Genomic DNA, 18,537 nt, shown 5'->3' with positions numbered 1-18,537 from the left:
GCGGCGGGACCCGCCCCCCGCCGCAAGCCGGAGCACGCACTCGGGGTCCGGAGCCCGAGTCGGCTCCGGACCCCGATGGCGTGGTCCCGCAGGTCAGTTGTGGGCGTGCAGGTCGGCGTTGAGGCCGCCCCAGGAGCCGGAGCGGGCGATGACCTCGACGGCGCCGGTCTGCGAGTTGCGGCGGAACAGCAGGTTGTCCTGGCCGGAAAGCTCGACGGCCTTGGCCACGGTGCCGTCCGGGGTGGTGACCCGGGTGCCGGCGGTGACGTAGAGGCCGGCCTCGATGACGCAGTCGCTGCCGAGCGAGATGCCGATGCCGGCGTTGGCGCCGAGCAGGCAGCGCTCGCCGACCGAGACGACCTGCTTGCCGCCGCCGGAGAGGGTACCCATGATCGAGGCGCCGCCGCCGATGTCGCTGTGGTCGCCGACGACGACGCCCGCGCTGATCCGGCCCTCGACCATGGAGGTGCCGAGGGTGCCGGCGTTGAAGTTGACGAAGCCCTCGTGCATCACGGTGGTGCCGACGGCCAGGTGGGCGCCGAGGCGGACGCGGTCGGCGTGGGCGATGCGCACGCCGGACGGGGCGACGTAGTCGGTCATCCGCGGGAACTTGTCGATGCCGTACACGGCGAGCTGGCCGCCCTGGGCGCGGACCGCGAGGCGGGCCTGCTCGACCGTGTCCACCGGGACGGGGCCGATGCTGGTCCACGCGACGTTGGCGAGCAGCCCGAAGACGCCGTCCAGGTTCTGGCCGTGCGGCTTGACCAGGCGGTGGCTGAGCAGGTGCAGGCGCAGGTACACGTCGTGGGTGTCGAGCGGCTTCTCGTCGAGCGAGGCGATGGTGGTGCGCACGGCGACCACCTCGACGCCGCGGCGCGCGTCGGCGCGCAGCGCCTCGGCGGCGCCGGCGCCGAGTTCGGCCTCGGCCTGCTCGGCGGTCAGGCGGACGGTGCCGGCCGGGCCGGGCTCGGCGGCCAGGGCGGGGGCGGGGAACCAGGTGTCGAGGACGGTGCCGTCGGCGGCGATGGTGGCCAGGCCGGCGGCCACGGCCCCGTTCGGGAGGGAGGTCGATTCAGCAGTCACACCGTGCACGTTAACCAATGCGGGGCTCCGCTGCCGAACACGCCCGTCGTGCGGACGCGGCCGCCGGTCGGCAGGCCCCCGCCGTGCGTACACGGCCGCCGGCGGGCCGCGGCGGACGGCCGCCGCACCGGGAAACCCGGTGTTCAGCGGAGGTTTGCTCGGTGATACTCGGGCAGGTGTTCATGTCGATCTCCACCACCGGCAGCGTCGAGGGCCCGGCCACCGATCTCGGCTTCCTGCTGCACAAGCACCCGGGCAAGGTCCAGCGGTTCGCGACGTCGCACGGCGAGGCGCACGTCTTCTACCCCGATGCGGGCGGCGACGTCTGCACGGTGGCGCTGCTGCTGGACGTCGATCCGATCGCGCTGGTCCGCAAGGGCCGGGGCAAGGGGCGCGGCGGTTCGCCGGACTTCGCGCTCGCCCAGTACGTCAACGACCGCCCGTACGCGGCGTCCTCGCTGCTCGCGGTGGCGCTTCGGACGGTGTTCCGGTCCGCGATGAAGGGCGACTGCCCGGCCCGGCCGGGGCTGGCGGAGCGCCCGCGCCCGCTGCGGATCACGCTGCCCGCGGTGCCCGCGAACGGCGCGGGCGAGGGCGGTGGCCCGGCGATGGCGCTCCGGCTGTTCGAGCCGCTGGGCTGGCGGGTCGAGGCGGTGGCGCTCCCGCTGGACGAGGCGTTCCCGGAGTGGGGCGAGTCCCGGTACGTGCGGCTCACGCTGGTCTCGGACGCCGTGCGGCTCGCCGACGCGCTCCAGCAGCTGTACGTGCTGCTGCCGGTGCTGGACGGCGCCAAGCACTACTGGGTCGCCCCGGACGAGGTGGACAAGCTGCTCGCCGCCGGCGAGGGCTGGCTGGCCGCCCACCCGGAGCGCGCCCTGATCACCCGCCGCTACCTGTCCCGGAGCCGGGCGCTGACCCGGGTGGCGCTGGAGCGTCTGGAGCTGGCCCGGCTGGCGGAGGCGGACGACCGGGAGCCCGAGGAGGTCGACAACGCGGTCGACGACCGGCCGGAGGAGCAGGCGGAGGCCGCCGGGGCGACATCGGAGCCCAGGCCGCCGTCCCTCGCCGGGCAGCGCCGCGCCGCGATCCTCGCCGCCCTGCGGGAGGTGGGCGCGGCCCGCGTCGCCGATCTCGGCTGCGGCCGGGGTGAGTTGATCGGCGAACTTCTGAAGGACGCCCGGTTCACCGAGGTGCTCGGCGTGGACGTGTCCGCGCGGGCGTTGCAGGCGGCGGCCCGCGGATTGCGCCTGGATCGGATGCCGGAGCGGCAGGCGGCCCGGGTGACGCTGGCGCAGGGTGCGCTGACGTACACGGACACCCGGTTGAAGGGCTTCGACGCGGCGGTGCTGTGCGAGGTGGTCGAGCACCTGGACCTGCCCAGGCTGCCCGCGCTGGAGTACGCGGTGTTCGGCGCGGCCCGGCCGGGGGCGGTGGTCGTCACCACGCCGAACGCCGAGTACAACGTCCGTTGGGAGAGCCTGCCGGCGGGCGCTGTCCGGCACGCCGACCACCGCTTCGAGTGGTCGCGCGCCGAGTTCCGCGCGTGGGCCGAGCGGGTCGCGGCCGCGTTCGGTTACACGGTGGTGCTGCGCCCGGTGGGGCCGGAGGACGGGGAGGTCGGCGCGCCGACCCAGCTGGCCCTGTTCCGCCTCGGCACCGGCCCTGTCGAGCAGACCTTGCCCGAGCAGACCACGACCGGCACCACCCGGACCGACCAGACCCGGACCGCGCAGACCCCGACCGACCAGACCCCGACCGACCCGGCGCCCGAAGGAGGCGAATCCCGATGACCGACGAAGCGACCCCGACGCCCGAGCAGCACCAGCACCAGGACCAGGAGCACGACCAGGAACTGCCCCAGGACCACCCCGCCCCCCGCCGCCTCCCCGTCACCGACGTCTCCCTCGTCGTCCTGATCGGCACCAGCGGCGCCGGCAAGTCGACCTTCGCCCGCCGCCACTTCCTGCCCACCCAGGTCGTCTCCTCCGACTTCTGCCGCGGCCTGGTCGCCGACGACGAGAACGACCAGTCGGCCTCCGCCGAGGCCTTCGACGTCCTGCACTACATCGTCGGCAAGCGCCTCGCGGCCGGCCGGCTGACCGTCGTGGACGCCACCAACGTCCAGCCCGAGGCACGCCACCAGCTGGTGCGGATCGCCCGCGAGCACGACGTGCTGCCGATCGCGATCGTGCTGGACGTCCCGCCGGGCGTGTGCGCCGAGCGCAACCGCTCCCGCGCGGACCGCCAGCTGCCGGCCCACGTCGTCCCGCGCCAGCACCGCGAGCTGCGCCGTTCCCTGCGGGGCCTGGAGCGCGAGGGCTTCCGCAAGGTGCACGTGCTGCGCGGCGCGGCCGAGGTGGCGGCGGCCGAGGTGGAGCTGGAGAAGCGCTACAACGACCTGCGTCACCTGACCGGCCCGTTCGACATCGTCGGCGACATCCACGGCTGCCGCTCCGAGCTGGAGACCCTGCTGACCCGCCTCGGCTACACGCTGACCCGGGACGCCGGGGGCCGGCCGGTGGACGCGGTGCCGCCGGCGGGCCGTACCGCCGTGTTCGTCGGTGACCTGGTCGACCGCGGCCCGGACACGCCGGGTGTGCTGCGCCTGGTGATGGGCATGGTCGCGGCCGGGCACGCGCTGTGCGTGCCGGGCAACCACGAGAACAAGCTGGGCCGGGCGCTGGACGGCAAGAAGGTCAACGTCGCCTACGGCCTGCAGGAGTCGCTGGATCAGCTGGCCGGCGAGTCCGAGGAGTTCCGGGCCGAGGTGCGGGAGTTCATGCGCGGCCTGGTGAGCCACTACCTGCTGGACGGCGGCGCGCTGGTGGTCTGCCACGCCGGTCTGCCGGAGCGCTACCACGGCCGCAACTCGGGCCGGGTGCGCTCGCACGCGCTGTACGGGGAGACCACCGGCGAGACCGACGAGTACGGCCTGCCGGTGCGCTACCCGTGGGCGGAGGAGTACCGGGGCAAGGCGCTGGTGGTGTACGGCCACACACCGGTGCCGTCGGCGAGCTTCGTCAACAACACCGTCTGCCTGGACACCGGTTGCGTGTTCGGCGGCACCCTGACGGCGCTGCGCTACCCGGAGCGGGAGCTGGTGAGCGTGCCGGCCGAGCGGGAGTGGTACGCGCCGGTGCGCCCGTTGGCCACGGACGCGCCGGGCGCCCGCGAGGGCCGTCCGCTGGATCTCGCGGACGTGGCGGGCCGCCGGATCGTCGAGACCGGGCTGCACGGGCGGGTCGCCGTCCGGGAGGAGAACGCGGCGGCGGCGCTGGAGGTGATGAGCCGCTTCGCGCTGGACCCGCGGCTGCTGGCGTACCTGCCGCCGACCATGGCGCCGAGCGCGGCCTCCCGCCGGGACGGCTTCCTGGAGCACCCGCAGGAGGCGTTCGCCGCCTACCGCGCGGACGGCGTGCGGCACCTGGTGTGCGAGGAGAAGCACATGGGCTCCCGCGCGGTGGTGCTGGTCGCCCGGGACGACGCGGCGCTGGAGCGGCGCTTCGGCGTGGCCGGTCCGGGCGCGATCTGGACCAGGACGGGCCGGGCGTTCCTCGCCGACGACGGCCTGACCGCGGCCCTGCTGGGCCGGGTACGGGCGGCCGCCGAGCGCTCGGGGCTGTTCGACGAGCTGGGCACCGGCTGGCTGCTGTTGGACGCCGAGCTGATGCCCTGGTCGCTGAAGGCCGTGGAACTGCTGCGCCGCCAGTACGCGGCGGTCGGCGCTGCGGCGGGCGCTGCCCTGCCGGAGGCGCTGGCGGCTCTGGAGCGGGCGGCCGGTCGCGGGCTGGACCTGGCGGAGCTGACCGCCAAGCAGCAGCGGCGCGCGGCCGACGCGCAGGCGTTCACCGAGGCGTACCGGCGGTACTGCTGGCCGACCGAGGGGCTGTCGGGCGTGCGGCTGGCGCCGTTCCAGGTGCTGGCCGCCGAGGGGGCGAACCTCGCGGTGCGCCCGCACGACGAGCACCTGGCCTGGATCGACCGCCTGGTCGCGGCCGACGAAGCGCCGGCCGAAGCCGCACGCGAAGCCGCACGCGAAGCCGCGCCCGAGACGGCGTCCGAAGCGGACGGCGGCCGGGCACCGGTCCTGCACCGCACCGGCCGCCTCCTGGTGGACACCGAGGACGAGGCCTCGGTGGCGGCCGCCACGGCCTGGTGGGAGGAGCTGACGGCGGCGGGCGGCGAGGGCATGGTGGTCAAACCGCTGGCCTCGGTGGTGCGCACGAAGCGGGGCGGGGGCCGTCCGGGCGGGTTGGTGCAGCCGGGAGTGAAGGTGCGCGGCCGGGAATACCTGCGGATCGTCTACGGCCCGGACTACACCGAGTACCTGGACCGGCTGCGCGAGCGGTCGCTGGGCCACAAGCGCTCGCTGGCGCTGCGCGAGTACGCGCTGGGCCTGGAGGCGCTGGACCGGCTGGCGGCCGGCGAGCCGCTGTGGCGGGTGCACGAGCCGGTGTTCGCGGTGCTCGCGCTGGAGTCCGAGCCGGTCGATCCGCGCCTGTAGGCCGGCCGGGCGCAGAGGGTGCCCGCGCCTTTAGACCGACCGGGCGTCGAGGGGGCTCACGGTTGTAGGCCGGTCGGGTGTCGAGGGGGAGTCCGCGGCGGGGCTCCCCCTCTCCCACCCCCGTCGTGTATAGAAATTCCGAGCATCGTATAGACTTGCTACTTTCCCGTACGCCCCGTCATCCCAGGAGCCCGGTATGGCCTTCAACCTCCGGAACAGGCACTTCCTCAAGGAGCTCGACTTCACGCCCCAGGAGTTCCGCTTCCTGGTGGACCTCGCCGCCGGACTCAAGGCGGCCAAGTATGCGGGCACCGAGCAGCCCCGGCTGCGCGGGAAGAACATCGCGCTGATCTTCGAGAAGACCTCCACCCGCACCCGCTGCGCCTTCGAGGTCGCCGCCCACGACCAGGGCGCCACCACCACCTACCTGGACCCGTCCGGTTCGCAGATCGGCCACAAGGAGTCCATCCGGGACACCGCCCGGGTGCTCGGCCGGATGTTCGACGGCATCGAGTACCGCGGCCACGGCCAGGAGATCGTCGAGGAGCTGGCGGCGAACGCCGGCGTCCCGGTCTGGAACGGTCTCACCGACGAGTGGCACCCCACCCAGATGCTGGCCGACGTCCTCACCATCACCGAGCACAGCACCAAGCCGCTGACCGGGACCGCCCTCGCGTACCTCGGCGACGCCCGCTCCAACATGGGCAACTCGCTGCTGGTCACCGGCGCCCTGCTCGGCATGGACGTCCGGATCGTCGCCCCGAGCTCCCTCTGGCCGGTCGAGGAGGTCCGGGAGGCAGCCGAGATGCTGGCCGAGGCGACCGGCGCCCGGATCACCCTCACCGAGGACGTGGCCGAGGGCGTGGCCGACGTGGACTTCCTCTACACCGATGTCTGGGTCTCGATGGGCGAGCCCAAGGAGGTCTGGGCCGAGCGGATCGAGTTGCTCAAGCCCTACCAGGTGTCGATGGACACCGTCCGGGCCACCGGCAACCCGGCCGTGAAGTTCCTGCACTGCCTGCCCGCGTTCCACGACCTCGGCACGGTGCTCGGGCGGCAGATGTACGAGGCGACCGGCATGACCGAGCTGGAGTGCACCGACGAGCTGTTCGAGTCGGCGCACTCCGTCGTGTTCGACCAGGCCGAGAACCGCCTGCACACCATCAAGGCGGTCCTGGTCGCCACCCTCGGCTCCTGAGGCGGAAGCTCACTTCTCCAGCTTGACGCAGGCCGCCCGGTCGCCCGCCGCGTGCGGGCCGGTCGGGGTGCCCGCGTGCATCACCAGCGAGCGGGCCTCGCCCGGCCGCGGCTGCCAGGGCACCGAGGCCGTCGCGGTGCCCTCGCCGTGCTCGTCGGTGCGCAGCGCCAGCCGCAGTTCGTTGCGCCCGTTGGCGTACGCCGGGTCGGTGGACGGCTGCACCGGGTCCACGGCGTCCTGGTAGTGCGGTCCGGACGAGGCCGGGTCGGCCCCGCAGGAGCCGGTGTGCAGGTGGACCGGGAACTCGTGGTCGGGGGCGAGCCCGGTGACGGTCATGGTGAGCACCGTCCGCCCCGCGGTGGAGCGGTCGGTGACGATCCGGGTGTGCGCGCCGTACGGTACGAGGTCGTCCGCGTAGCTGACGGCGGTCGGCGGGACGAAGGCCGTCGCGGGGTCGAAGGCGGCCTCGACGACGGAGACCGGCGAGGCAGCGGCGACCGACGGGGCGACGGGGGCCGACGAGGCGGCGGCGGGGGCGAGCAGGGCCAGCGGCAGCAGTGCGGCGGCGAGCGGAGCGGCGGCGAGCGGAGCGGACATCAAGGGGCCTTCCAGGGGCAGGGCGACGGACACCCTGCTCAACGGCGCCGGGCGCCGGCGGACACCCTCGAACGGGCCCGGAGGCGCACGGGCCGCGCGGGCGCGCCTCTGCTCGTCCCGTCGCCGACCGGCGGTTCCGGTGGTGAGCTGGTGTGAGCCGGTGGTGGGCCGATGTCGAGTCGGTGGTGGGCCAGTGGCGGGCCGACTGCGGTGCGATTGCCGACCGCCGCCGCCCAAATGGCCACTGACCTGCGCTTTTGCCGACCTAGGCATGCCTGCGGTGGTGAAGGTGACGGCATGCACTATGGTTTATCTCGACATCGAGATAACTGCCCCATAGGATATATCTCGACATCAAGATACTTGCCGAGCGGAGCTCGCCGGCGATGCGGGCAAGGTAAGCCTAAGTAAGGCTGACCTTACCACCGTGGCGGCCGGATACCGCACGAAGCACCCAGAAGGAGTCAGTCGTGTCCGCGAACAGCTTCGACGCCCGCAGCTCGCTGCAGGTGGGCGACGAGTCGTACGAGATCTTCAAGCTCTCCGCCGTCGAGGGTTCCGAGCGGCTGCCGTACAGCCTCAAGGTGCTGCTGGAGAACCTGCTCCGCACGGAGGACGGCGCGAACATCACCGCCGACCACATCCGCGCGCTCGGCAACTGGGACGCCAGCGCCCAGCCGAGCCAGGAGATCCAGTTCACCCCGGCCCGCGTGATCATGCAGGACTTCACCGGTGTGCCGTGCGTGGTCGACCTCGCCACCATGCGTGAGGCCGTCAAGGAGCTGGGCGGCGACCCGGCCAAGATCAACCCGCTTGCCCCGGCCGAGCTGGTCATCGACCACTCCGTCATCGCCGACAAGTTCGGCACCCCGGACGCCTTCGTCCAGAACGTCGAGATCGAGTACGGCCGCAACAAGGAGCGCTACCAGTTCCTGCGCTGGGGCCAGACCGCCTTCGACGAGTTCAAGGTCGTCCCGCCCGGCACCGGCATCGTCCACCAGGTGAACATCGAGCACCTGGCCCGCACCATCATGGTCCGCGGCGGCCAGGCCTACCCGGACACCTGCGTCGGCACCGACTCGCACACCACCATGGTCAACGGCCTGGGCGTGCTGGGCTGGGGCGTCGGCGGCATCGAGGCCGAGGCCGCGATGCTGGGCCAGCCGGTCTCCATGCTGATCCCGCGCGTGGTCGGCTTCAAGCTCAACGGCCAGCTGCCGGCCGGCACCACCGCCACCGACCTGGTGCTCACCATCACCGAGATGCTGCGCAAGCACGGTGTGGTCGGCAAGTTCGTCGAGTTCTACGGCGAGGGCGTCTCCGCGATCCCGCTGGCCAACCGCGCCACCATCGGCAACATGTCGCCGGAGTTCGGCTCGACCTGCGCGATCTTCCCGATCGACGCCGAGACCATCAACTACCTCAAGCTCACCGGCCGCGACGAGCAGCAGCTCGCCCTGGTCGAGGCGTACGCCAAGGAGCAGGGCCTCTGGCACGACCCGTCGGTCGAGCCGGTCTTCTCCGAGTACCTGGAGCTGGACGTCTCCACCGTCGTCCCGTCGATCTCCGGCCCGAAGCGCCCGCAGGACCGCGTCGTCCTGGCCGAGGCCGCCACCCGCTTCGCCGAGGCGCTGCCGACCTACTCCGCCGAGGCCTCGAAGCCGACCGCCGTCACCGCCCCCGACGGGTCGACGTACGAGATCGACAACGGCGCGGTCGTGATCGCCTCGATCACCTCCTGCACCAACACCTCCAACCCCTCCGTCATGCTGGGCGCCGCCCTGCTGGCGAAGAAGGCCGTGGAGAAGGGCCTCACGGTCAAGCCGTGGGTCAAGACCACCCTGGCCCCCGGGTCCAAGGTCGTCATGGACTACTACGAGAAGGCCGGCCTGCTTCCGTACATGGAGAAGCTGGGCTTCAACCTGGTCGGCTACGGCTGCGTCACCTGCATCGGCAACTCGGGCCCGCTGCCCGAGGAGGTCTCGGCCGCCGTCAACGAGGCCGACCTGGCGGTCGTCTCGGTGCTCTCCGGCAACCGCAACTTCGAGGGCCGGATCAACCCGGACGTGAAGATGAACTACCTGGCCTCGCCGCCGCTGGTGGTCGCCTACGCCCTGGCCGGCAACATGAACATCGACATCACCCGCGACGCCCTGGGCCAGGACGCCGACGGCAACGACGTCTTCCTCGCCGACATCTGGCCGTCGGAGCGGGAGGTGGCGGACACCGTCGCCGGCTCCATCGACGAGGCGATGTTCGACAAGGGCTACCAGGACGTCTTCGCCGGTGACCACCGCTGGCAGTCGCTCCCGGTCCCGACCGGCAACACCTTCGAGTGGGACGCCGAGTCCACCTACGTCCGCAAGCCCCCGTACTTCGAGGGCATGGCCAAGACCCCGAGCCCGGTGACCGACATCGCCGGCGCCCGTGTCCTGGCCAAGCTGGGCGACTCGGTCACCACCGACCACATCTCCCCGGCCGGCAACATCAAGCCGGGCACCCCGGCGGCGCAGTACCTGACCGCCAACGGTGTCGAGAAGCGCGACTTCAACTCCTACGGCTCGCGCCGCGGCAACCACGAGGTGATGATCCGCGGCACCTTCGCCAACATCCGTCTGCGCAACCAGATCGCGCCGGGCACCGAGGGCGGCTACACCCGCGACTTCACCCAGGCCGACGGCCCGGTGTCGTTCATCTACGACGCCTCGCAGAACTACCAGGCCGCCGGCACCCCGCTGGTCGTCCTGGCCGGCAAGGAGTACGGCTCCGGCTCGTCCCGCGACTGGGCCGCCAAGGGCACCGCGCTGCTGGGCGTCAAGGCCGTCATCGCCGAGTCGTACGAGCGCATCCACCGCTCGAACCTGATCGGCATGGGCGTCCTGCCGCTGCAGTTCCCGGAGGGTCAGACCGCCGAGTCCCTCGGCCTGACCGGCGAGGAGACCTTCTCCTTCACCGGCGTGACCGAGCTCAACGAGGGCCGCACCCCGAAGACCGTCAAGGTCAAGGCCGGTGACAAGGAGTTCGACGCGGTCGTCCGCATCGACACCCCCGGTGAGGCGGACTACTACCGCAACGGCGGCATCCTGCAGTACGTGCTGCGCTCGCTCATCGGCTGAACCGAGTTCTAGTTCCGGGGGCTGAGCGCCCCGGTGGCTGAGAGGCCGGACCGCATCGCGCGGTCCGGCCTCTTTTGCATGCTGCCTCTCCTGAGCCCTGCCCCTTGTGCGGTGTGCCGCGATGGACTAAACCTCTATCCCATCTGGTCCAGACCATTTGACGATCATTCAGAGAACAGGTCCGGTATGCCCACTCGCGCCTCAGCCCTGCTCGCCGCCGCCACCGTCGCCGCGCTGCTCGCCGCCCCCGCCACCGCCAACGCCGCCGACGGCGGGCACGGCCCGAAGCTGAAGGGCCAGCGGGTCGGCTACTTCACCCAGTGGGGCGCCGACAGCTCCGCCAAGCGCGTCCAGGACTCCGGCCAGGCCGGGAAGCTCACCGTCGTCAACTACGCCTTCGGCAACGTCTCCGCCGACGGCACCTGCTTCGAGACCAACGACGCAGGCCAGGGCGACGCCCGCAACGACTACCAGCGCGCCTTCTCCGCCGCCGAGTCGGTCGACGGCGTGGCCGACGCCCCGGGCCAGAAGCTGAAGGGCCACTTCAACCAGCTGCGCAAGCTCAAGGCGAAGAACCCGCAGCTGCGCACGGTCATCTCGCTCGGCGGCTGGAGCTGGTCCAAGTACTTCTCCGACGCGGCCGCCACCGACGCCGCGCGCAAGAAGTTCGTCTCCTCCTGCATCGGCCTCTACCTCAAGGGCGACGTGCCGGTCCTGCCCGGCTCCCCGGAGGGCGGCGCCGGCGCGGCCGCGGGCGTCTTCGACGGCATCGACATCGACTGGGAGTACCCGGGCGGTGGCGGGGACGCGGGCAACGTGGTCCGCCCCGAGGACGGGCGCAACTTCACCCTGCTGATGCAGGAGTTCCGCCGCCAGCTCGACGACTTCGGCAAGAAGGGCGGCAAGAAGGGCGACAAGGGCCGGCACTACCTGCTGACCGCCGCCGTCGCCGCCAACGAGACCGTCGCCGACCGGCTCGAACTGCCCGAGCTGAGCGAGTCGGTGGACTGGCTCAACCTGATGACCTACGACCTGCACGGCCCCTGGGAGGGCAAGGGCCCGGCCAACCACCAGGCCAACCTCTACTCCGACCCGGCCGACCCCGACGCCCGCCGGCGCAGCGCCGACACGGCCGTCGACCACTACCAGGAGCGCGGCCTGCCCGCCGAGCAGATCGTGCTCGGCGCCCCGCTGTACGGCCACGGCTGGACGGGCGTCGCGCCCGGCAAGCGCGGGGGCCTCTATCAGAGCGCCACCGCCACCGCCCCCGACCTCTCCTACCGGGAGGTCAACGCGCTGCCCGGCAAGGTGTACGTGGACCGCGACCACGGCGCGTCCTGGAAGTACGACGGCACCACCTTCTACAGCTACGACACCGCCGAGGTGCTCACCCAGAAGGCGCGGTACGTGCGCTGGAACGACCTGGGCGGCGTGATGGTCTGGTCGCTGGACGGCGACGACGCCCAGGGCAGCGCGATCGCCGCCCTGGACCGCGGCCTGCGCCGCGACTGACGCCCCGACGCGAAGGGGCGCCCCGACGCGAAAGGGGCCCGCCGTGTCCGCACGGCGGGCCCCTTCACGCCTGTGTCAGGCCCGGTCGCAGGCCTGCGCCCGCAGCGCGCGGGCCAGGTCGTCGCGGCACTCCAGGACCAGGCGGCGCAGCGCCGGCGCGGCCTGCGGGTGGCCGTCCAGCCAGGCGTCGGCCTCGGCCAGGGTCTGCTCGCTGGTCTGCGCGCGCGGGAAGAACCCGCTGACGATCCGCATCGCGATCTCGATGGTCCGCTCGGCCCAGACCCGTTCCAGCAGCTTGAAGTAGGGCGCCGCGTAGAGCGCGGTCAGGTCGCGGTGGGCGGGCAGTGCGAAGCCCGCGATCTGGGCCTCGACCAGGGCGTTCGGCAGTTCGTCGGAGTCGACCACGGCCGACCAGGCGGCGGCCTTGGCCTCCGCGGTGGGCCGGGCGGCCAGGCACTGGGTGTACTGGCGCTTGCCGCTGGCGGTGTTGTCGGCGGCCAGCTCCCCGGCCAGTTCCTCGTCGCCGGCCTGGCCGGCGGCGGCCAGCGCCAGCCACAGCGACCAGCGCAGTTCCTGGTCGACGTCCAGGCCGTCGATCCGGGCGCTGCCGGCCAGCAGGCCGCGGACCAGGCCGAGGTGCTCGGCGCCGCCCGCGGTCTGGGCGAGGAAGCGGGCCCAGGCCAGCTGGTGGTCGCTGCCGGGGACGGCCTCGCGCAGTTCGCGCAGGGCGCCGTCGGCCAGCTGGCGGCCGCCCTCGCCGCGCCAGGCCGGGTCGGCGTACAGGTCGACGGCGGTCTTGGCCTGGGCGTGCAGCGACTGCAGCACGCCGATGTTGCCCTCCTGGCCGGCGAAGCGCAGCACCAGGGTGACGTAGTCGCGGGCCGGCATCAGGCCGTCCCGGGTGAGGTTCCAGACGGCGGACCAGGCGAGTGCCCGGGCCAGCTCGTCGTGGATGTCGCCGAGGCCGGTGCGCAGGGTCTCCAGGGACTCGGAGTCGAAGCGGATCTTGCAGTAGGTGAGGTCGTCGTCGTTGAGCAGCACCAGCGCGGGGCGGGGGCGGCCGGCGGCCTCGGCGACGACGGTGCGGTTGCCGGTGACGTCGAGCTCGATCCGCTCGGTGCGCACCAGGGAGCCGTCGGCGTCCCGGTCGTAGAGGCCGATCGCGATCCGGTGCGGGCGCAGCACCGTCCCGTCCTGGAGGACGGCGAGTTCGGTGATCCGGCCCTCGGCGTCGGTGGTCACCTGCGGGGTGAGCGAGTCGACCCCGGCGGTCTGCAGCCAGGCGGCGGCCCAGGCCTTGAGGTCGCGGCCGCTGGTCTCCTCCAGGACGTCCAGCAGGTCGCCGAGTTCGGTGTTGCCGAAGGCGTGGCGCTTGAAGTAGCGGCGGGCGCCCTCGAAGAAGGCCTCGGAGCCGACGTAGGCGACCAGCTGCTTGAGGACGGCGGCGCCCTTGGCGTAGGTGATGCCGTCGAAGTTGAGCTTGGCGTCCTCGAGGTCGCGGATGTCGGCGGTGATCGGGTGGGTGGTGGGGAGCTGGTCCTGCCGGTAGGCCCAGGCCTTGCGCTGGTTGGCGAAGGTGACCCAGGCGGAGGAGTACCGGGTGCGGGCGCCGATCAGGCCGTAGGAGCCCATGAAGTCGGCGAAGGACTCCTTCAGCCACAGGTCGTCCCACCAGCGCATGGTGACCAGGTCGCCGAACCACATGTGCGCCATCTCGTGCAGGATGACGTTGGCGCGGCCCTCGTAGGCGGCGTCGGTGACCTTCGAGCGGAAGACGAACTCCTCGCGGAAGGTGACGCAGCCGGGGTTCTCCATGGCGCCGATGTTGTACTCGGGGACGAACGCCTGGTCGTACTTGCCGAAGGGGTACGGGTAGTCGAACTCCTCGTGGAAGAAGTCGAGTCCGAGCTTGGTGACGCCGAGGATCTCGTCCGCGTCGAAGTACTGGGCGAGGGACTTGCGGCACATCGCGGAGAGCGGGATCTCCAGGGTGGTGCCGTCGGCGAGTTCGCGGCTGTAGTGGTCGCGGGCGACGTGGTAGGGGCCGGCCACGACGGCGGTGAGGTAGCTGGAGATCGGCTGGGTCGGCGCGAACTCCCAGGTGCGGGCGGCGCCTTCCTCGGTGACCTTGTCGTGGACGGCGTTGGACCAGACGTCCCAGGCGGCGGGGGCGGTGACGGTGAAGCCGAACGGGGCCTTCAGGTCGGGCTGTTCGAAGGTCGCGAAGACCCGGCGGGCGTCGGCCGGCTCGTAGTGGGTGTAGAGGTACGTCTCGCCGTCCACCGGGTCGGTGAAGCGGTGCAGGCCCTCGCCGGTGCGGCTGTAGGCGCAGTCCGCCTCGACGGTGAGGACGTTCTCGGCGGCGAGGCCGTCGACGTGCACCCGGGCGCCGTCGTAGGCGGTGGCCGGGTCGATCGCGCGGCCGTTGAGGGTGACGGCGTGGACGGCGGGGGCGAGCAGGTCGAGGAAGGTGGCGGCGCCGGGCCGGGAGCAGCGGAACGTGACGGTGGTGGTGGAACGGAAGGTGGCGGCCGCCGGATCGGGGGCGGAGGTCACGTCCAGCCGGACCTGGTAGCCCTCCACGGCCAGGATGCTGGCCCGCTGCTGCGCTTCGTCGCGGCTCAGGTTCTTGCCCGGCACGGCGGTACTCCTTTGTCCGGCTCGCACGGTGGTGCGTCTGTGGGTGGTGCGGTCTCGGCGCGCGGTGTGCCGCGCTCCGCAGGGGCATCCTTTCACGCCCTCCCTCGCCGGTACCATTGCACAGGCCGTCCCGGCGGGGCCGGAATCAGCGGCGGCGGGCGGGTGTTGACGGGTCGGGGTGGCACGCCTGCCTGCCTCGTCATCACCTCACGAAGGACGACAGCCGTGACGACTGCCGCTGAGCGCAAGACCGCCGACTTCTGGTTCGACCCGGCCTGCCCGTGGGCGTGGATGACGTCCCGCTGGCTGATCGAGGTGCAGCAGCTGCGTCCGGTGGACGTGAACTGGCACGTGATGAGCCTGTCGGTGCTGAACGAGGACCGCGACCTCCCGGAGAACTACCGCGAGCTGCTGGACAACGCCTGGGGCGCGGTGCGGGTGTGCATAGCGGCCGCCCGGCAGCACGGCGACGAGGTGCTGGGCCGGCTCTACACCGAGCTGGGCCTGCGCTTCCACAACCAGGGCCTGCCGCAGAACCGGGAGACGGTCGAGGCGGCGCTGGTGGCCGCCGGGCTGCCCGCGGAGCTGGCGGACGCGGCCGACACGGACGCGTACGACGAGGCCCTGCGCGCCTCGCACAAGGAGGGCATCACCCTGGTCGGCGAGGACGTCGGCACCCCGGTGATCGCGGTGGAGGGCGTGGACGGCGAGCGGGTCGCCTTCTTCGGCCCGGTGGTCACCCCGGCCCCGAAGGGCGAGGCCGCGGCCCGGCTCTGGGACGGCACCCTGCTGGTGGCCTCCACCCCGGGCTTCTACGAGATCAAGCGGACCCGTACGGCGGGCCCGTCCTTCGAGTAGCGCGGGGCGCGTGAAGGGCCCGGTACCGCGGCTGGCGGTACCGGGCCCTCGTGCGTTCCGGGGTCAGCGGGCGGCGGCCGCGTCCCGCCGCTGCTTGACCAGGCCGGCGGCGCTCAGCAGCGCGACCAGCACCCCGGCCGCGTACAGCTGCTGCCGGTTGCCCTCGGTGGTGGTCATCAGGGCGAGGATGCCGGCCACGGCGGCCATCGCGATCCAGGTCAGGTACGGGTAGCCCCACATCTTCACGGTGAGCAGTTCGGGCGCCTCGCGCTCCAGCCGGCGGCGCATCCGCAGCTGGACGAGGCAGATGAACAGCCAGACGACCAGGATGGCCACGCCGGTGGTGTTCATCAGCCAGGTGAAGACGGTCTCCGGCCAGAACTTGGCGGCCAGCACGGCGCCGAAGCCGAACAGGCAGGAGGCCAGCACGGCCCGGCGCGGCACCCCGCCGGAGACCTTGGCCAGCGCCCGGGGGCCCTGGCCGCGGCCGACCAGCGAGTACGCCATCCGGGAGGCGCCGTAGATGTTGGCGTTCATCGCGGAGAGCAGCGCGATCAGCACCACCACCTCCATGATCGTCCCGGCGCCGGTCACCCCGAGGTGCCGCAGCACGGTGACGTACGGGCCGTCGGTGACCACCGCCGGGTCCTTCCAGGAGACCAGGGTGACGACCAGGGCCATCGAGCCGATGTAGAAGATCGCGATCCGCCACACCGCCGTGCGCACCGCGTTGGCGACGTTCTTGCGGGGGTCGTCGGACTCGGCGGCGGCGATGGTGACGGTCTCCAGCCCGCCGTAGGCGAAGACGGAGGCGAGTAGGCCGACGATCAGCCCGCTGACCCCGGTGGGCAGGAAGCCGCCCTGGCCGGTCAGGTTGGTCGTGCCGGGGGCGCCGGGGCCGATCACCCCGGCGATGCCGAGGCCGCCGAGGACCAGGAAGGCGATGATCGCGGCGACCTTGATGGCGGCGAACCAGAACTCGAACTCGCCGAAGTTCTTCACCGCGGTCAGGTTGCTGGCGCAGAAGAAGACCATGAACAGGCCGACCCAGACCCAGGAGGAGACGCCCGGCACCCAGCCGTTGACGATCTTCCCGGCGGCGGTGGCCTCGGCGGCGACGCCGCAGCAGAGCATCACCCAGTACATCCAGCCGGCCGTGATCCCGGCCCAGGGGCCGATCTCCTTCTCGGCGTGCACCGAGAACGATCCGGAGGCGGGGCGGGCGGCCGACATCTCGCCGAGCATCCGCATGATCAGCATGACCAGCAGGCCGGAGAGGGTGAACGCCAGGATGATCGCCGGACCGGCGGCCGCGATGCCGGCGCCGGAGCCGACGAACAGGCCCGCGCCGATCACCCCGCCCAGCGCGATCATCGACAGGTGGCGCTGCTTGAGGCCGTGCGCGAGCTGCTGGCCGGTGGCCGGGGCACCGTCGGCGTCGGTGGTCCCGGACGCCTTGGGCGCGGAGGTGGGGGCCATAGGGCTGGATCCAGACTGTGCGGAATGCGGCATGAGCTGTCCAATATCCGGCGACACCTCTGTTCATGCCAAGAGCGGGGACCTCGGGCCCACCATGCGGACCACGCGGTGACGAGGCGGGGTCGACCGGTGACACAGCGTCGTTATGGGCTGAAATGGGCCGGTTCCGACAACGGCCGAGGGCGGGGCTTTGTCCGAAACCGTGGCGGTGGCGTAGTGGATCACCACGTAGGTTCACAGGTGTTCACTCACCTGAGCACCCCACAGGAGACCCCCGATGGCCACTGCCACCACCCCGATACCGCGCCGCGCCGTCCTCGCCGACCTGCTGCCCGCCGCCACCACCCGCCTCGGCGCCCAGGCCCGCGACCTGGCCCTGGTGGCCGGCGGCGCCGCCCTGACCGGCGTGGCCGCCCAGCTGTCGGTGAACGTCCCCGGCTCGCCGGTGCCGGTCACCGGCCAGACCTTCGCCGCCCTGCTGGTCGGCACCGCGCTCGGCGCCCGCCGCGGCATCGCCTCGCTCGCCCTCTACCTGCTGGCCGGCCTGGCGGGGATGCCCTGGTTCGCCGAGGGCACCTCCGGCTGGACGATGCCCTCGCTCGGCTACGTGCTCGGCTTCGTCCTGGCGGCCGGCCTGACCGGCGAGCTGGCCCGCCGCGGTGCCGACCGGAGCCCGGTGAACACCGCCGTCACCATGGTCCTCGGCAGCCTCGCCATCTACGCGGTCGGCGTCCCGTACCTGGCCCTGTCGCTGCACGTCCCGCTCGCCCGGGCGGCCGAGCTCGGCCTCTACCCGTACCTGGTCGGCGACGCCCTGAAGGCCGTCCTCGCCGCCGGGGCCCTGCCGCTGGTCTGGAAGCTCGCCGCGAAGCGGTGAGCCCCCTGCCGGGCCCGGGCGCACGCGCATGCCACACTCATGGCATGCGCGTGTACCTGGGCTCAGACCATGCCGGATACGAACTGAAGAACCACCTCGTGGAGTGGCTCAAGGAGGCCGGCCACGAGCCGGTCGACTGCGGGCCGCACATCTACGACGCCGAGGACGACTATCCGCCGTTCTGCCTGCGCGCCGCCGAGCGCACCGCCGCCGACCCGGAGGCGCTGGGCGTCGTCATCGGCGGCTCGGGCAACGGTGAGGCGATCGCCGCCAACAAGGTCAAGGGCGTGCGGGCGGCGCTGGCCTGGAGCGAGCAGACCGCCGGGCTCGGCCGCGAGCACAACAACGCCAACGTGGTCTCCGTCGGCGGCCGCATGCACACGCTGGAGGAGGCCACCAAGTTCGTCGAGGTCTTCCTCAACACCCCCTACAGCGGCGAGCCGCGGCACACCCGCCGGATCGAGATGCTGAGCGAGTACGAGACCACCGGCGAGCTCCCGCCGATCCCGGCCCACCACCCGCAGGGCTGATCCCTCCCCCCGTCCACCCCCCCGTGGGGGGGCGCGCCCCCCCCCCCCCCCCGGCCCCCCCCCCCCCCCCCCCCCCCGGCGGGGGGTAGAGCGCAAAGGCGCCGGGCCCCCCCGACCGGGGGGCGCGGGGGCGGGGGGCCCCC

12 protein-coding genes are annotated in these 18,537 nt (G+C 72.6%); 8 read left to right on the top strand and 4 right to left on the bottom strand.

Annotation, left to right across the window (positions count from 1 at the left end):
* Positions 1-93 precede the first annotated feature (93 nt).
* Complete coding sequence (gene dapD, locus ACFWPI_RS03685) at positions 94-1,083, bottom strand: 2,3,4,5-tetrahydropyridine-2,6-dicarboxylate N-succinyltransferase (protein ID WP_063347584.1); 990 nt, start codon at positions 1,081-1,083, stop codon at positions 94-96.
* A gap of 176 nt (positions 1,084-1,259) precedes the next feature.
* Between dapD and ACFWPI_RS03680 the strand changes: the two genes are divergently transcribed.
* The 3 genes from ACFWPI_RS03680 (at position 1,260) to argF (ending at position 6,785) form a co-directional block, all read left to right on the top strand.
* Complete coding sequence (locus ACFWPI_RS03680; RefSeq protein WP_380371287.1) at positions 1,260-2,873, top strand: 3' terminal RNA ribose 2'-O-methyltransferase Hen1; 1,614 nt, start codon at positions 1,260-1,262, stop codon at positions 2,871-2,873.
* Complete coding sequence (locus ACFWPI_RS03675; RefSeq protein ID WP_380371218.1) at positions 2,870-5,587, top strand: polynucleotide kinase-phosphatase; 2,718 nt, start codon at positions 2,870-2,872, stop codon at positions 5,585-5,587. The genes ACFWPI_RS03680 and ACFWPI_RS03675 overlap by 4 nt, the downstream gene beginning before the upstream one ends.
* 196 nt (positions 5,588-5,783) lie before the next feature.
* Positions 5,784-6,785: an ornithine carbamoyltransferase gene (gene argF / locus ACFWPI_RS03670; RefSeq protein ID WP_380371221.1), complete on the top strand. Its 1,002-nt coding sequence runs from the start codon at positions 5,784-5,786 to the stop codon at positions 6,783-6,785.
* 9 nt (positions 6,786-6,794) lie between these two features.
* On the opposite strand, the gene ACFWPI_RS03665 is transcribed toward argF, so the two are convergent.
* Positions 6,795-7,382 (bottom strand): superoxide dismutase family protein, encoded by a 588-nt coding sequence (locus ACFWPI_RS03665; RefSeq protein ID WP_380371224.1) that lies wholly within the window; start codon positions 7,380-7,382, stop codon positions 6,795-6,797.
* Positions 7,383-7,852: 470 nt separating this feature from the next.
* Between ACFWPI_RS03665 and acnA the strand changes: the two genes are divergently transcribed.
* The gene (gene acnA / locus ACFWPI_RS03660; RefSeq protein ID WP_063347581.1) at positions 7,853-10,498 is read left to right on the top strand and encodes an aconitate hydratase AcnA; all 2,646 of its coding nucleotides are present in this window, start codon (positions 7,853-7,855) and stop codon (positions 10,496-10,498) included.
* A gap of 186 nt (positions 10,499-10,684) precedes the next feature.
* Positions 10,685-12,010 carry a glycoside hydrolase family 18 protein gene (locus ACFWPI_RS03655; protein WP_380371228.1) on the top strand — a complete coding sequence of 442 codons (1,326 nt, stop codon included), beginning with the start codon at positions 10,685-10,687 and terminating at the stop codon, positions 12,008-12,010.
* A 75-nt stretch (positions 12,011-12,085) separates the two neighbouring features.
* Here ACFWPI_RS03655 and pepN read toward each other — a convergent pair whose 3' ends face one another.
* The gene (gene pepN, locus ACFWPI_RS03650) at positions 12,086-14,650 is read right to left on the bottom strand and encodes an aminopeptidase N (RefSeq protein ID WP_380371230.1); all 2,565 of its coding nucleotides are present in this window, start codon (positions 14,648-14,650) and stop codon (positions 12,086-12,088) included.
* Between the two features lie 225 nt (positions 14,651-14,875).
* On the opposite strand from pepN, the gene ACFWPI_RS03645 reads away from it, so the two are divergent.
* Entirely contained in the window at positions 14,876-15,508 is a 633-nt protein-coding gene (locus ACFWPI_RS03645; protein WP_380336936.1) for a DsbA family protein, read from the top strand.
* 63 nt (positions 15,509-15,571) lie between these two features.
* On the opposite strand, the gene ACFWPI_RS03640 is transcribed toward ACFWPI_RS03645, so the two are convergent.
* On the bottom strand, positions 15,572-16,987 hold the full coding sequence (locus tag ACFWPI_RS03640; RefSeq protein ID WP_063347577.1) for an amino acid permease: 1,416 nt from the start codon (positions 16,985-16,987) through the stop codon (positions 15,572-15,574).
* A 277-nt stretch (positions 16,988-17,264) separates the two neighbouring features.
* Here ACFWPI_RS03640 and ACFWPI_RS03635 point away from each other — a divergent pair, with 277 nt between their 5' ends.
* The gene (locus ACFWPI_RS03635; protein ID WP_063347576.1) at positions 17,265-17,864 is read left to right on the top strand and encodes a biotin transporter BioY; all 600 of its coding nucleotides are present in this window, start codon (positions 17,265-17,267) and stop codon (positions 17,862-17,864) included.
* A 44-nt stretch (positions 17,865-17,908) separates the two neighbouring features.
* Positions 17,909-18,394 (top strand): ribose-5-phosphate isomerase, encoded by a 486-nt coding sequence (locus ACFWPI_RS03630; RefSeq protein ID WP_063347575.1) that lies wholly within the window; start codon positions 17,909-17,911, stop codon positions 18,392-18,394.
* Positions 18,395-18,537 lie beyond the last annotated feature (143 nt).

The sequence above is a fragment of the Kitasatospora sp. NPDC058492 genome (assembly GCF_042720685.1).
GTDB lineage: Bacteria > Actinomycetota > Actinomycetes > Streptomycetales > Streptomycetaceae > Kitasatospora.
Note: the sequence above shows the minus strand (reverse complement) of the source record. Positions and strands in the feature narration are given on the sequence as shown.

Coding starts and splice junctions, on each gene's coding strand:
- ACFWPI_RS03630 (WP_063347575.1), top strand. CDS start 17,909: ATGCGCGTGTACCTGGGCTCAGACCATGCCGGATACGAACTGAAGAAC.
- ACFWPI_RS03635 (WP_063347576.1), top strand. CDS start 17,265: ATGGCCACTGCCACCACCCCGATACCGCGCCGCGCCGTCCTCGCCGAC.
- ACFWPI_RS03640 (WP_063347577.1), bottom strand. CDS start 16,987: ATGGCCCCCACCTCCGCGCCCAAGGCGTCCGGGACCACCGACGCCGAC.
- ACFWPI_RS03675 (WP_380371218.1), top strand. CDS start 2,870: ATGACCGACGAAGCGACCCCGACGCCCGAGCAGCACCAGCACCAGGAC.
- ACFWPI_RS03665 (WP_380371224.1), bottom strand. CDS start 7,382: ATGTCCGCTCCGCTCGCCGCCGCTCCGCTCGCCGCCGCACTGCTGCCG.
- ACFWPI_RS03655 (WP_380371228.1), top strand. CDS start 10,685: ATGCCCACTCGCGCCTCAGCCCTGCTCGCCGCCGCCACCGTCGCCGCG.
- argF (WP_380371221.1), top strand. CDS start 5,784: ATGGCCTTCAACCTCCGGAACAGGCACTTCCTCAAGGAGCTCGACTTC.